This is a genomic window from Nonomuraea sp. NPDC051191 (assembly GCF_044455665.1).
Classification (GTDB): Bacteria; Actinomycetota; Actinomycetes; order Streptosporangiales; family Streptosporangiaceae; genus Nonomuraea.
Window position 1 is genome coordinate 756,778 of record NZ_JBITEZ010000002.1, and the last position, 13,917, is coordinate 770,694.

12 protein-coding genes are annotated in these 13,917 nt (G+C 71.6%); 7 read left to right on the plus strand and 5 right to left on the minus strand.

The window, feature by feature from the left end; genetic code table 11:
* Window positions 1-31: 31 nt before the first annotated feature.
* Both pheS and ACIA8R_RS08185 read left to right on the plus strand, forming a co-directional pair.
* Entirely contained in the window at window positions 32-1,072 is a 1,041-nt protein-coding gene (gene pheS / locus ACIA8R_RS08180; RefSeq protein WP_357703426.1) for a phenylalanine--tRNA ligase subunit alpha, read from the plus strand.
* Window positions 1,072-3,627, plus strand: a complete 2,556-nt coding sequence (locus tag ACIA8R_RS08185; RefSeq protein ID WP_364097384.1) for a phenylalanine--tRNA ligase subunit beta — start codon at window positions 1,072-1,074, stop codon at window positions 3,625-3,627. Before pheS ends, ACIA8R_RS08185 begins: the two co-directional genes overlap by 1 nt.
* Window positions 3,628-3,674: 47 nt before the next feature.
* On the opposite strand, the gene ACIA8R_RS08190 is transcribed toward ACIA8R_RS08185, so the two are convergent.
* The gene (locus ACIA8R_RS08190; protein ID WP_397037262.1) at window positions 3,675-4,283 is read right to left on the minus strand and encodes a Uma2 family endonuclease; all 609 of its coding nucleotides are present in this window, start codon (window positions 4,281-4,283) and stop codon (window positions 3,675-3,677) included.
* An 80-nt stretch (window positions 4,284-4,363) separates the two neighbouring features.
* Between ACIA8R_RS08190 and ACIA8R_RS08195 the strand changes: the two genes are divergently transcribed.
* Entirely contained in the window at window positions 4,364-4,597 is a 234-nt protein-coding gene (locus tag ACIA8R_RS08195; RefSeq protein ID WP_364097379.1) for a hypothetical protein, read from the plus strand.
* A 117-nt stretch (window positions 4,598-4,714) separates the two neighbouring features.
* Here ACIA8R_RS08195 and ACIA8R_RS08200 read toward each other — a convergent pair whose 3' ends face one another.
* From ACIA8R_RS08200 to ACIA8R_RS08215, 4 genes are all read right to left on the minus strand, one after another.
* A complete protein-coding gene (locus ACIA8R_RS08200; RefSeq protein ID WP_397037263.1) occupies window positions 4,715-6,019 on the minus strand; it encodes an MFS transporter in 1,305 nt (434 codons plus the stop codon).
* Window positions 6,020-6,117: 98 nt separating this feature from the next.
* Complete coding sequence (locus ACIA8R_RS08205; protein WP_357703333.1) at window positions 6,118-6,477, minus strand: nuclear transport factor 2 family protein; 360 nt, start codon at window positions 6,475-6,477, stop codon at window positions 6,118-6,120.
* 50 nt (window positions 6,478-6,527) lie between these two features.
* Window positions 6,528-6,932 carry a hypothetical protein gene (locus ACIA8R_RS08210; protein WP_357703335.1) on the minus strand — a complete coding sequence of 135 codons (405 nt, stop codon included), beginning with the start codon at window positions 6,930-6,932 and terminating at the stop codon, window positions 6,528-6,530.
* A 177-nt stretch (window positions 6,933-7,109) separates the two neighbouring features.
* Window positions 7,110-8,771 carry a class I adenylate-forming enzyme family protein gene (locus ACIA8R_RS08215; RefSeq protein WP_397037265.1) on the minus strand — a complete coding sequence of 554 codons (1,662 nt, stop codon included), beginning with the start codon at window positions 8,769-8,771 and terminating at the stop codon, window positions 7,110-7,112.
* Window positions 8,772-9,046: 275 nt separating this feature from the next.
* Here ACIA8R_RS08215 and ACIA8R_RS08220 point away from each other — a divergent pair, with 275 nt between their 5' ends.
* The 4 genes from ACIA8R_RS08220 to ACIA8R_RS08235 all read left to right on the plus strand — a co-directional run bounded on the left by ACIA8R_RS08220 (window position 9,047) and on the right by ACIA8R_RS08235 (window position 13,886).
* A complete protein-coding gene (locus ACIA8R_RS08220; protein ID WP_397037267.1) occupies window positions 9,047-10,708 on the plus strand; it encodes an endo-1,4-beta-xylanase in 1,662 nt (553 codons plus the stop codon).
* 254 nt (window positions 10,709-10,962) lie between these two features.
* Entirely contained in the window at window positions 10,963-11,532 is a 570-nt protein-coding gene (locus tag ACIA8R_RS08225) for a dienelactone hydrolase family protein (protein WP_357703341.1), read from the plus strand.
* Window positions 11,533-11,760: 228 nt separating this feature from the next.
* Window positions 11,761-12,810, plus strand: a complete 1,050-nt coding sequence (locus ACIA8R_RS08230) for a TOMM precursor leader peptide-binding protein (protein ID WP_364097366.1) — start codon at window positions 11,761-11,763, stop codon at window positions 12,808-12,810.
* A complete protein-coding gene (locus tag ACIA8R_RS08235) occupies window positions 12,807-13,886 on the plus strand; it encodes a hypothetical protein (protein ID WP_397037270.1) in 1,080 nt (359 codons plus the stop codon). Before ACIA8R_RS08230 ends, ACIA8R_RS08235 begins: the two co-directional genes overlap by 4 nt.
* Window positions 13,887-13,917 lie beyond the last annotated feature (31 nt).

The following is a 13,917-nucleotide window of genomic DNA, read 5'->3' on the forward strand; positions in this document are numbered from 1 at the left end:
GACGCCGTTGCACGCCGACGAGCTGTCCCGCATGGAGGCCGACGCCCTCACGGCGATCAAGGCGGCCGACAGCCTCGACGCACTCAAGCAGGCCAGGCTGGCGCACGCGGGCGACCGCTCGCCCATCGCCCTGGCCAACCGCGAGATCGGCGCCCTGCCGCCGGCCGCCCGAGCCGAGGCCGGCAAGCGCGTCGGCGGCGCCCGCAGAGCGATCGGCGAGGCGCTGGCCGCCCGCCAGGCCGAGCTGGAGGCCGAGCGCGACGCCCGGGTGCTCGTCGAGGAGACCGTCGACGTCACCCTGCCGTGGGACCGCCGGCCGCGCGGCGCCCGCCACCCGCTGACCACGCTGCAGGAGCGCATCGCCGACGCGTTCGTCGCCATGGGCTACGAGGTCGCCGAGGGCCCCGAGCTCGAAGGCGAGTGGTTCAACTTCGACGCGCTCAACATCGCCACCGACCACCCGGCCCGCTCCGAGCACGACACGTTCTTCGTGGACTCCACCGAGTCGGGCATGGTGCTGCGCACCCAGACCTCGCCGGTGCAGATCCGCGCGCTGCTGCAGCGCGAGCTGCCGGTCTACGTGATCTCGCCGGGCAAGACGTTCCGCACCGACGAGCTCGACGCCACCCACACCCCGGTCTTCCACCAGACCGAGGGGCTGGCCGTCGACGAGGGCCTGACCATGGCCCACCTCAAGGGCACGCTCGACAGGTTCGCCGAGGTCATGTTCGGCAAGGGCATCACCACCCGGTTCCGGCCGAACTACTTCCCCTTCACCGAGCCGTCCGCCGAGATGGACCTGAAGTGCTTCGTCTGCCGCGGCGCCTCGGCGATCCCCGGCAACCCGCCGTGCCGCACCTGCAAGTCCGAGGGCTGGATCGAGTGGGGCGGCTGCGGCATGGTCAACCCGCGGGTGCTCATCGCCTGCGGCGTCGACCCCTCGCGCTACTCCGGGTTCGCGTTCGGCATGGGGATCGAGCGCACGCTGATGTTCCGCCACAACGCCGAAGACATGCGAGACATGATCGAGGGGGACGTGCGCTTCACGCTCCCGTTCGGAATGGAGATCTGATGAAGGTCCCGCTTTCCTGGCTGCGGGAGTACGTCGATCTCCCGGCGGCCACCGCGCACGAGGTGGCCGACAGGCTCACCATGGCCGGGCTCAAGCTCGAGGCCATCACCTCCTACGGCCACGACGTCAAGAACGTCGTCGTCGGCGAGGTGCTGGAGATCGAGGAGCTGTCCGGTTTCAAGAAGCCGATCAGGCACTGCAAGGTCGAGGTGGGCGAGGCGACGCCGCGCGAGATCGTCTGCGGCGCCACGAACTTCGTCGCCGGCGACCGCGTGCCGGTCGTGCTGCCCGGCGGCGTGCTGCCGGGCGGGTTCGAGGTGGGGGCGCGCAAGACGTACGGGCGCATGTCCGAGGGCATGATCTGCTCCGAGCGCGAGCTGGGCCTCGGCGACGACCACAACGGCATCATGGTGCTGCCCGCCGACACGCCCATCGGCACCGACGTGGTCGAGCTGCTCGGCCTGCGCGACGACGTGATCGAGCTGGAGATCACGCCCGACATCGGCTACGCGCTGTCCGTGCGCGGCGTGGCCCGCGAGGTGGCCACCGCGTTCGGCGTGGCCTTCCGCGACCCGGCCGACGTCGAGGTGCCCGCCGAGGCCGAGCCGTCCTGGCCGGCCTCCATCGGCGACCCGACGGCCTGCGACCGGTTCGTGCTGCGCGAGGTGCGCGGCTTCGACCCGGCCGCCCAGAGCCCGCTGTGGATGCGGGTGCGGCTGAGCCGGTCCGGCATGCGCCCGGTGTCGCTGGCCGTCGACGTCACCAACTACCTGATGCTGGAGCTCGGCCAGCCGCTGCACGCCTTCGACCGGTCGAAGCTGACCGGCGAGATCGTCGTACGGCGGGCCCGGGAGGGCGAGCGGCTGGAGACGCTCGACCACGTCGTGCGCGAGCTCGACCCCGACGACATCCTCATCACCGACGAGTCGGGCCCGATCTCCATGGCGGGCACGATGGGCGGGCTGGAGACCGAGATCTCCGACGGCTCGACCGACATCGTCATCGAGGCCGCCCACTTCTCGGCCACCGGCATCTCGCGCGAGTCGCGCCGGCACGGGCTGGTGTCGGAGGCGTCCAAGCGGTTCGAGCGCGGCGTCGACCGCGAGCTGCCGCTGGTCGCCTCCTGGCGGGCGGTGCAGCTGCTGGCCGAGCTGGGCGGCGCGACCGTGCAGCCCGGGGTGACGCACGCCGAGGTCGACGTCACGCCGGCGCGCATCGCGATCCCGGCCGGTCATCCGTCGGCCGTGGCGGGCCTCCCGTACGCCAAGGAGGTCGTCGTCGGCCGCCTGGAGCAGGTGGGCTGCGTCGTGACCGACGGCGACGACCCGGCCGTGCGCCAGGGCGGCGTCGACCCGACCGGCGTCGTGACCGGCGGCGAGCTGGCGGCCAGGCTGGCCGTCACCGGGCCGGACATGATCACGGTGACCCCGCCGTCCTGGCGGCCCGACCTCACCGACCCCAACGACCTGGCCGAAGAGGTCATCCGGCTCGAAGGCTACGACCGGCTGCCGTCGGTGCTGCCCAGCGCGCCGGCGGGCGCCGGGCTGACCGAGGGGCAGCGGCTGCGCCGGCGGGTCGGCCGGGCGCTGGCCGAGGGCGGCTACGTCGAGGTGCTCAGCTACCCGTTCATCGGTGCCGACGACTTCGACCGCCTCCAGCTGCCCGCCGACGACGCGCGGCGCCGGGCCATGCGCCTGGCCAACCCGCTGTCGGAGGACGAGCCGCTGATGCGCACGACGCTGCTGCCCGGCCTGCTCAAGACGCTGGTCCGCAACGTCGGGCGCGGCTTCGGCGACGTGGCGCTGTTCGAGACGGGCGCGGTCTACCGGCCCAGGGAGAACGCCCCCGCGGCCGCTCCGGTGCTCGGCGTCGCGCGCCGTCCCACCGAGGAGGAGCTGGCCTCGATCGAGGCGGCGCTGCCCGACCAGCCGCTGCGGGTCGCGGTCGTGCTGGCCGGGGAGTTCGAGCGGTCCGGCTGGTGGGGCTCCGGCCGCGAGGCCTCGTGGGCCGACGCTGTGCAGGCCGCCCGGCTGGTCGCCGCCGAGTCGCGGATCGAGCTGTCCATCAGCGCCGACCAGCACGAGCCCTGGCACCCGGGCCGGTGCGCCGCCCTCTACGTGGGCGACACGCTGGTGGGGCACGCCGGTGAGCTGCATCCGCGGGTCATCGAGGCGTACGGGCTGCCGCCGCGTACCGCCGCCATGGAGCTGGAGCTGTCGCGGCTGGAGTCGGGCATGCCGGGGCCGGTGCAGGCGCCGCCGGTGTCCCCGTACCCGGTGGCGACGCAGGACGTGGCGCTGATCGTGCCCGACTTCACGCCGGTGGCCGACGTGGAGGCGGCGCTGCGCGACGGGGCCGGGGAGCTGCTGGAGTCGGTGCGGCTGTTCGACGTCTACGCGGGTGAGCAGGTGGGCGAGGGGAACAAGTCGCTCGCCTACACGATGCGGTTCCGGGCGGCCGACCGTACGTTGACGGTCGAGGAGACGACGGCGGCCAGGGACGCGGCGGTGGCGATGGCGGCCGACCGCGTGGGAGCGCAACTGCGCGGCGTCTGACGTCACGAGAACGGGCCGGTACGGATCGCCGTACCGGCCCTTTTTCGTCAGGCGGTGTAGAGCGTGGTGAGGTCGATGTCGAGGTCGAACGGCAGGGTCAGCTTGAGCCGGTCGTGGTGGATGCCGGTGCCGACGTAGACGCCGGTGGCGGGGTCGATCTCGTAGACGTAGACCACCGGCCGGCCCCCGGCTTCTTCGATGCGCCAGAAGTGCGGGATGCCCGCCTCGGCGTAGAGGGTGGGCTTGCGCTTCCTGTCGCGCACCACCGAGTCGGGGGAGACCACTTCGACGGCGAGGATGACATCCTCGGCCTGGTAGCAGCTGACACCCTCGTCGGAGGGCGCCTCCGGACCCAGCACGATCAGGTCGGGTTCGGGCCGTTGCATGGGCGCCAGCTTGACGGTCATCTCCTGGCAGACCTGGAGAGGGTCGGGCGCGGCGTCGGCGAGCGCTCGGTGCAGGCCGAAGATCACGTCGTGGTGGAAGCGTTGCTGGGGGCGCGCGAAGACCAGGCTTCCGTCGATCAACTGTGTGTGCGCGGGGAGACCCGGGATGTGATCGAGGTCTTCGGCGACGTAGCCCTGTGGTGGGGGGAAGGCCCAGTGGGGGAGCGAGGAAGGGGCTTCTGTGTTGCGGGTCGCCGCTTCGGCAGTCATGGTCGGACGCTAATCGACGCCTTCCGCTCACGTTGGGTGAACGGACGTACACGTGTTCAAGGCGCGGGAGAATGTGGGGCATGAGGCAGTTGCTGGTGTTCGGCGAGCGGGAGGATGCCGAGGAGGTCGCCGAGGTGCTGGGCGAGTGGTTCCCAGGGCTCGGGGTGCCGAGGGTGGTACGGGAGACGCTCGCCGGCGAGGACGACGCCGAGGACGCCCAGTGGCTCGTCGTCCTGGAAGGGCTCGACGAAGGCTCGCTGGCGAAGGTGGACGAGCTGGTGGAGCGGTACGAAGGGTGGCGGGAGGCGGAGTAGGCCCTCGCCTGCCACCCATCGCCCATTGCCTGCCGCCCGCCCGCCTGCCGCCCGCCCGCCGGACGTTGACCGCTGTCTGTCGCTGGTGCCGGTCGGGTGGGGCCCGAGGTGGGGCGGTCAGGCGGGGGTGGGTTCGGTGGACTGGGCGGCGCGGCGGGTGCGTTCCGCGATCGCGTGCTCGTCGGTCCTGGAGTCGTAGCGGCGGAATCCGGGGAGCGCGGCGGCCAGGCCCAGGACGGCGCCCACGCACAGCAGGCCGCCCGCGCCCAGCGAGAAGCGGGTGCCGCCGAAGTTGGCCATCAGGCTCGCGCGGGCGTTGCCCAGCATCGGGCCGCTGGCGTAGGAGAGCAGCTCGATGCCCGCCAGCCGTCCGCGCAGCTCCTGCGGGATGGTCTGGTTCCACATCGTCGTGCGGAAGATGCCGCTGATCATGTCGGCCGCGCCGGCGAGCGCGATGCAGAGGAAGACCAGCCACACGCTCGGGGCCAGCGCGGTCAGCGTCATCGCCACGCCCCACAGCGCCGCCGCGACGATCACGCCGAGGCCCTGCCGCTGCACGCGGGCCGTCCAGCGGCCGGTCACCGAGGCGGCCAGGGCGCCCACGGCGGCCGCCGAGTACAGCAGGCCCAGCGACTCGGGCGAGCCCAGCTCGTCGGCCAGGAACGGGAACAGCGCGTTGGCCATGGCGAACACCATGGCCGCGATGTCCACCAGGTACGTGCCCATGAGGTCGCGGCGGCCGGTGGCGTACCGCACGCCCTCGACCAGGGACCTCAGGGAGGCCGGGGCGGCGTCCTCGACGGGCGGCAGCGACCTGATGCGCCACAGCAGCGCCAAGGAGAGGGCGAAGGTGATCGCGTCGATGGCGTAGGCGACGTGCGTGCCCATCTGGACCAGCAGCAGGCCGCCCAGCGCCGGGGCCAGGATCGCGCCGAAGTTCCAGCGCAGGCTGTTCAGCACCGCCGCCGCGGCCTGCTGGTCGTGCCTGACGACCTGCTGCATCACGGCCTCCAGGCTCGGACGCTGCAGGCAGGCGATGCCGGTGGACAGGGCGCCCATCACGTACAGGACCCAGACCTGCGGGTGGGGGAGCATCGCGTTGACCATGAGGGCGGCGGTGGTCACCAGCAGGCCCAGCTCGCTCAGCACGATGATCCGGCGGCGGTCGAGCGCGTCGGCGATCGCGCCGCCCCACAGGCCGCACACCACCATCGGCACGAACTCCGCCAGGCTCATCATCCCGACCGCGACGTAGGAGCCGGTCAGCTCCTTCATCTGGAACGGCAGCGCCACCATGGTGATCATCGTGCCGAACATGGTGATGACCCCGGCGCCGAACAGCAGGCGGTAGTCACGGGAGTCGCGCAGCGGGCTCAGGTCAGGGGAGAGGTGACGGAGCAGGCGGGTGAGTCGTGCGGGCACGAAGTCTGATTCTGCGATGACGTGCGTGGCCAGGGCAAATCATTTTGGAACGGGCGAAGGCCCCCGGGGGGAACCGGGGGCCTTCGCAGGAGGGGGCGTCAGGCGCCGGGGACCTTGTCGAGGAAGCCGAGGACCTTGCGGATCCTGCCGTCCTCGGCCAGCTCGACCACGTCGAAGCCGACGGCCAGGGGCTCCTCGCCGGCCGGGCCGAGGTGCCAGGTGAAGCGGGCGATGTCGTGGTGGGCGTCGAACACCTCGCCGGGGGTGAACACCAGGCCGGGGAACATGCCCTGCGCGCCCTCGATCACGGCGGCGATCCCGGCGTGCCCGGCCACGTCGGCCATCGGGTCGGTGTAGGTCGCGTCCTCGGTCCACAGCTCGGCCACGGCCTTGGCGCGGGCGTCGGCGTCGGTCTCGTTCCAGACGGCCAGGTAGCGCTCGACGAGTTCGGCGGTCATGATGATCTCTCTTTCCTCAAGGTGTTGCGGTCTGGGGTCTTCACAGGGAGTCAGTTGCGGGCCCGGCGCAGGCCGGTGATCTGGAGCTCGGCGAACACCCCCACGACCAGGGCCTGGGCGATGGCCCAGACGGCGCCGATCGTGCTGAACCCGAGCGCGCCGGTCACGACGGCGGCGACGCTGCCGAGGGTCCAGACGATGTTCAGGGCGATGAAGGCCTTGACGGCGGTCTGGTTGATCGTGGGGCGCGCGGCCACCAGGCCGACGGCGGCGCCGTACACGAGCAGGAAGATCCCGATCTCGCGCAGCAGGCCCGCGCCCGGGCCGAGCAGGTCGCTCGCGGGGGCGGCCAGCGCCAGGTAGGCCAGCCCGTTGACGCCGGTGACGACGGCGTCGGCGACCAGCGCGAGGCGCAGGAACTTGGTCCGGTCGGCGGTGACGGTGAGGGCGGTCATCTCGGCTCCTTCAAGTGCTCGTTGCGACACTTGAAAGATGTCAGCCGGGGCGTAGGGGCCGCGATTACGCGCCAGGTAATGAGGGTTGCGAACCGGCCGCCGACCTGCGGGTTCTTCGGGAGAAAAAGAAGGGGGCGCCCCCTTGCGGAGGCGCCCCAAGAGGGGTTCAGGGGAGGGTCAGGAGCCGAGGATCTCCCGGCGCAGGTGGGTCTTGAGGATCTTGCCGCCCGGGTTGCGGGGCAGTTCGCCCTCGCGGAACCACACGTGCACCGGGATCTTGAACTTGGCGATCCGGTCGGCCAGGAACGAGCGCAGCTCCTCCGCCGTGACCGACCGGCCCGGGGCCTGCCGGATCACCGCGCCGACCTCCTCGCCCAGCTCGTCGTGCGGGACGCCGATCACCGCCGCGTCGTCTACGGCCGGGTGCTCGAACAGGGCCGCCTCGACCTCGGCGCAGTAGACGTTCTCGCCGCCCCTGATCACCATGTCCTTGGCGCGGTCCACGATGTAGACGAAGCCCTCCTCGTCGATCCTGGCCAGGTCGCCGGTGTGCAGCCAGCCGTCCACGAACGTCTGGGCCGTGGCCTCGGGCTGGTTCCAGTAGCCCATGATCACGTTCGGGCCGCGTACGCACAGCTCGCCCACCTCGCCGGCGGGCAGTTCGGCGCCCATGGGGTCCACCACGCGCACGTCCACCACGGCCGACGGCATGCCGATGCTGTCGGGCCTGGCGTGGTACTCGGCGCCGCCGTTGCCGATGGCCAGGGCGGTCGTCTCGGTCATGCCGTAGCCGTTGGAGGGGGCGCGGTCGGGCAGGTTCGTGGTGATGCGCTCCAGCAGCTTGGGCGGGGCGGGGGCGCCGCCGTAGCCGAGGGTGGTCAGGGACGACAGGTCGTACTTGCCGAAGTCCGGGTGCGACATGAGCTGCCAGGCGTTGGTCGGCACGCCGATCATCGTGGTGACGCGCTCCCGCTCGATCAGCCGCAGCGCCTGCTCGGGGTCCCACTTGTACATGAGCACCACGCCGCCGCCGGTGAACATCGAGGTGGTCATGCCGGAGAAGCAGCCGGTGACGTGGAACAGCGGCACGGTCAGCAGCGTCACCCGGCGCACGCCCGCCGCCGCGCCCGCGTCCTTGCCGGCCATGGTGAGCGAGCGCATGAGGCCGTAGGCCACGGTCATGGGGGACTGGCCGAGGTTGCGGTGGCTGCCGAGCGCGCCCTTGGGGCGGCCGGTGGTGCCGGAGGTGTAGAAGATCGTCGCCGGGTCCTCGGGGGAGAGCTCCACGTCGGGCAGCCGCACGTCGGCGGTGACCTCGCCCAGCACGTCCCCGAACGGGCGCGCGCCCTCGGGGACCTCGCCCCTGGTCACGATCATCGGCACGCCCGTGGAGGCCAGCCGGACCGCCCGCTCGCCGTCGGCGATCAGGACCTTGGCCCCCGAGTCGCTCACGCCGTAGGCCAGCTCGGCCTCCCTCCACCAGGCGTTCAGCGGTACGGCGATGGCTCCGGCGGCCAGCGCGGCCGAGAACGAGACGACCCATTCCGGGTAGTTGCGCATGGCGATGGCGACGCGGTCGCCCTTGGTCACGCCGTACTCGTCGACCAGGCGGTTGGCCAGGGTGGCGGCGCGGCGGAAGTGCTCCTCGAACGTGATGTGCTCGTCCTCGTAGGCCAGGAAGACCTGCTCGCCGTGGAACCTGCTGATCTCCAGCAGGGCTCGGAAGTGTCCCGGCGCGTGCTTCCATGTGCGTACCCCGGCGTCGCCGATCTCCTCGGTCTCGAAAAGCTGGCCGGGGCCGGTGAGCTGGGCTTGGACCTGGGCGTGCGAAAGGGACATGCGCAGAACTCCCGCATCAGAGGATTATTCCGGTCCATTCACAGTACCGACCGGTAGGTACGTCGCGCTAGAGCAGCGGAAACCGACGCCCGGAGGCCTCGCCAGGTCTCCTGTGAAAGTCTCATGAATGTGGCGATATTTTCGGCCTCCGAACTGCCGGTTTGGCAGCGGTTGGCGACTGCCATTGACCATCCTCGCGCATGTCAATACCGTCTGCGATGCGATCCGCCGAGGATCGAAAGTTTTCGCAATCGAGTGCCTGCCTCCGGAGGTAGATGCCCGTGCTCTCGTCCCTGTTCGTCAGAGTCCTCGCCCTGCTGGGGATTCTCGCAGCGTTCCTCCTCCCTGCCACGTCGGCCGACGCCTCGGCGCCCCTGCGGACGCACGCGGCCGCCAAGGGCAAGTTCATCGGCACGGCGCTCGCCACCGGTCCGCTGGCCGGTGAGACCTCCTACAAGAACATCGCGGCGACCGAGTTCAGCCAGGTCACCCCCGAGAACGCGATGAAGTGGGACGCCACCGAGCCCAGCCAGGGCCAGTTCAACTACTCCGGCGCGGACGCGATCGTCGCCTTCGCCGCCCAGAACGACCAGCAGGTGCACGGCCACACCCTCGTGTGGCACAACCAGACGCCGGGCTGGGTGCAGGGCCTGAGCGCGTCCGCGATGCGCGCGGCCATGCAGAACCACATCTCCAACGTGGTCGGCCACTTCGCCGACAACCCGGCCGTGGTCTCCTGGGACGTCGTCAACGAGGTCTTCGACGACAACGGCAACCTGCGCACGTCGTTCTGGTACAACACGCTCGGCTCGGGCTACATCGCCGACGCCTTCCGCGCCGCCCGCGCCGCCGACCCCGACGCCAAGCTGTGCATCAACGACTACAACACCGAGGGGATCAACGCCAAGAGCACGGCGATCTACAACCTGGTCTCCTCACTGCGCCAGCAGGGCGTTCCCGTCGACTGCGTCGGCTTCCAGTCCCACCTGGCCATCCAGTACGGCTTCCCCGGCGACTTCCAGCAGAACCTGCAGCGCTTCGCCGCCCTCGGCGTCCAGGTGCGGATCACCGAGCTGGACGTGCGCATGCAGACCCCCAGGGACGCCACCAAGGACGCCACCCAGGCCACCTACTACCGCAACGTCGTCAACGCCTGCCTGGCCGTGACCGCCTGCCAGGGCGTGACGATCTGGGGCTTCACCGACAAGTACTCCTGGGTGCCCGACACCTTCCCCGGCCAGGGCGCGGCGCTGATCTACAACGAGAGCTACCAGCAGAAGCCGTCGTACACCGCCGTGCACGACGCGCTGGCGGGCGGCACCACGACCGACACCACCCCGCCCACCACGCCGGGCGCCCCGGCGGCGGGCAACGTCACCGCGAACGCGGCCACCCTCACCTGGACCGCCTCCACCGACAGCGGCGGCAGCGGCCTGGCCGGCTACAACGTCTACCGCGAGCAGGGCAGCACCGACACCCAGCTCGGCCAGTCCACCGGCAACAGCATCAACCTGACCGGCCTGACCGCCGGCACCCAGTACCAGGTCTACGTGCGGGCGCGCGACGGCGCGGGCAACCTGTCCGGCGACTCCCCGACGGTCACCTTCACCACCCTCACCGGGGGCGGCACGGGCGGCTGCACCGCCGCCGGCACCGTGCAGACCCAGTGGAACGGCGGGTACGTCATCCAGCCCGTGACCGTCACCAACACCGGCACCTCGGCGATCAACGGCTGGACGGTCACCTTCACCCTGCCCGCCGGGCACACCGTGACGGGCTCCTGGAACGCCGCGCTCACCGTCAGCGGGCAGAACGTCACCGCCAGGAACGCCGGGTACAACGGCACGCTCGCGCCCGGCGCGAACACCAGTTTCGGGTTCCAGGTCGCCAGGCCGGGCGGCGACAACGCGACGCCGTCCGGCTACACCTGCGCCTGACCCCGCGAGCCCCCCGGGCGGACATGGCCACCGCCCGGGGTCCCGCCCTCCGCCCGGGGGCCGTTCAGCGGCCGGCCGCCCTGCGCGTGGCACCAGGTGACGCGGTGGTCGCCGCCCATCCGGCCGCGAGCGCCCCCGGCCGGGGAGCCTCGGCCGGAGGCCGTGCGGCGCGGGCGACGGGAGCGACGGGAGCGACGGGAGCGTGGCCGAACGGGCCCCTTGGTGGGGCCTTCGCGCGGTGGTACACAGTGCACATGGCAGAGATCATCCTGTTGCACTCCGCACAGGGCCTGCGACCGGGGGTACTGGGAGCCGCGGAGGCGCTTCGCGAGGGCGGGCACGTCGTGCGCACGCCCGACTACTACGACGGCGAGATCTTCGACGACCTCGAATCCGGGCTGCGCAAGCGGGACGCGGTCGGCTTCGGCGAGCTCGAACGCCGCTGGCGGGAGATCGCCGGGCAGGCGCGCGGGCCGGTCGTGTTCGCCGGGTTCTCGCTGGGAGGGTACGCGGCCCAGCTCCTGGCCGCCACGCACCCCCTGGCCCGGGGGCTGCTGCTCTACCACGGCTGCGCGGCCGTGCCCGAGGTGTGCGGGGAGGGATGGCCGGTCTCGGTGCCGGTGCAGCTCCACTACGCGGAGGGCGACCCGTGGGTGGACGCCGACGACGTCGGCAATCTTCGTACGGAGCTGGGGCCGATATTCGAGTGCTTCATTTATCCGGGAAATGTGCACTTGTTCGCCGATCCCGATCTTCCCGGATACTCGGCGGAGTCGGCCGCGCTTATGTGGAAACGATCACGCGACTTTATTGCACGGATATAAGACGGTTTCCCGGATATTTCGTACTTGGGTCTATCAAAAGGGGCGATCTTTACTTTATGATCGCAGCGGCCCATCAAGATCGACGGAAGGACCGCTCATGACGATCGAGATCAAGAAGGTCGAAGAAGTCGAGACCACCGGAAACAGCAACAGCTGCTGACCGTTTCGGGCCTCCCGCGACGCGGCCCAACCCCGCGGGAGGCCCTCACTCGTCCGGGAGCCGCCTTCATGCCCAGGATTCAGGTGAATCCGGTCTTCCCCCTGTTCATCGACGACGTCCGCGGACGCGTACGGCTCGGCGACTTCCCCCCGACCGGCCAGATCCTCGACCCCGCGCCGCCGCCCCTGCGCCGCCTGCTGCGCCTGTGCGCCGAGGCCCCCGTCGAGCAGTCCGACCTGTACGCCCTCCTCGACGAGCTCACCCCCGCCGAGATCGACTCGGCCGTCGAGCAGCTGCGCGCGGCCCGCTTCCTGGTCACCGACGACGAACTCGGCACGCTGGCCGCAGACGCGAGATTATCCAGGTTCGCCCTGTTCATGGCGATGTTCCACCCGGCCGACCGGGCCGTGGGCGCACTCGGCGACCTCGCCGGCCGGCACGTGGCGGTGCTCGGCGCCGGTGCGATCGGCGGCCAGGTCGCCCTCCATCTCGCCACCTCGGGCGTCGGCCGCCTGACCCTCCTGGACGACGACCGCGTCGAGATCGGCAACCTGCACCGCCAGCACCTCTACACCGTCCGCGACGTCGGCGAGCCCAAGACGGCCGCGGCCGCCCGCAGGCTGCGCGAGCACTGCCCGGACCTCCGCGTCACCCGCGTCGAGCGGCGCATCACCGGCCCCGCCGACGTGGTCACCGACGCCGACCTCGTGGTCAACACCGTCGACACCCCGCAGCCGCACATCCGCCGCTGGGTCAACGAGGCGTGCGTGCGGGCCGGCACGCCGTTCCTCACCGGCGGGTTCAACCAGCACGTCGGCCTGCTCGGCCCGCTGGTCGTGCCCGGCAAGACCGGCTGCCTGGCCTGCCAGGAGGCCGCCCTGGCCGAGCGGTACGGCTCGACCGTCCTGCCCGTCAACGACAACCCCGGACGGGCCATCCCGTCGTTCGGGCCGTTGTGCGGGATCGTGTCGGGCATGCTCGCCGCCGAGGTGATCCGCTTCCTGACCGGCACCGGCGCCCCGGCCGTCGAGGGCCGCAGCCTCTGGCTGGACCTGCTGACGCTGACCACCACGGCCTACGAGTTCGCCCGCCTGGACGGCTGCGAGGTGTGCGGGTGAAGACCGAGCCGCTGACCGACCTGTCGTTCCTCAGCGTGGTGGCCGACGGCCCGGACGACTACGTGATCGGCAACGGCGAGACGTTCGTCAACGTGCCGGGCGTGGCGGCGGCCGTCGTCGAGGCGCTCGACGGCACCAGGACGGCCGCCGAGGCCCGCGCCCTGGTCCTGACCGAACACGGCCTGGACGTGGACGTGGCCGAGTTCGTGACCGGGCTCGGCGCGGCCGGGCTGCTCGGCCGGCCCCGGCGCCCGCCCAACCTGTGGGACCGCATCCGCCCCGGCCACGTGGCCTGGCTGTTCTCCCGCCCCGCGCACGCCGTGCTGGCCGCGCTGACGCTGTGCGCCCTGGCCGCGGCGGTCGCCAGGCCCGGCGTGCTGCCGTCCTTCTCCTCGCTGGTCTGGTCGGACAGCCTCACCTTCACCGTCGCCTTCGCGGCGGGCTCGTGGCTGCTCGTCCTGGTCCACGAGCTGGGCCACATCGCCGCCGCCCGGTCGCTGGGCGTGCGGGCCGAGTTGTCGCTCGGCACCCGCCTGCAGTTCCTCGTCGTGCAGACCAGGATCACCGGCATCTGGGGCGTGCCCAGGCGCGCCCGCTACCGCGCCCACCTGGCGGGCATGCGGGTGGACTGGTTCCTCGTCTGCGCCGGGACCTGCCTCCTGTACGTCGTCGACGTGCCGGTGGTGCGGCTCGTCGTGGTCATCTGCCTGTCGCAGATCGCCTGGCAGTTCCTGTTCTTCATGCGCACCGACGTCTACTACGCCATCGCGAACGCCGGCGGCAACAAGAACCTCATGGCCGACGCCCAGGCGTACCTGCGGGCGCGCCGCACCCGTACGGCGCCGCGCGGCGTACGGGTCTACGCCTGGTTCCTCGTCGTGGGGCGGGTGCTCGGGCTGGCCTTCTTCGCGCTCTACACGATCCCGGTGACGGTCGCCGTGTGCCGCCGGGCCGTCGAGGAGCTGCCGGGCTGGCAGCCGGTCGCCGCCCTGGCCGTGATCGGCGCCGGCTGGGTGCTCTACCTGGCCGTACTGGCCCACCGCCTCCTCACCTCGACCCGCCGCCCGGCCGTCTGAGCCGACCGGTGGGGACCGCGGCGGTCCCGGC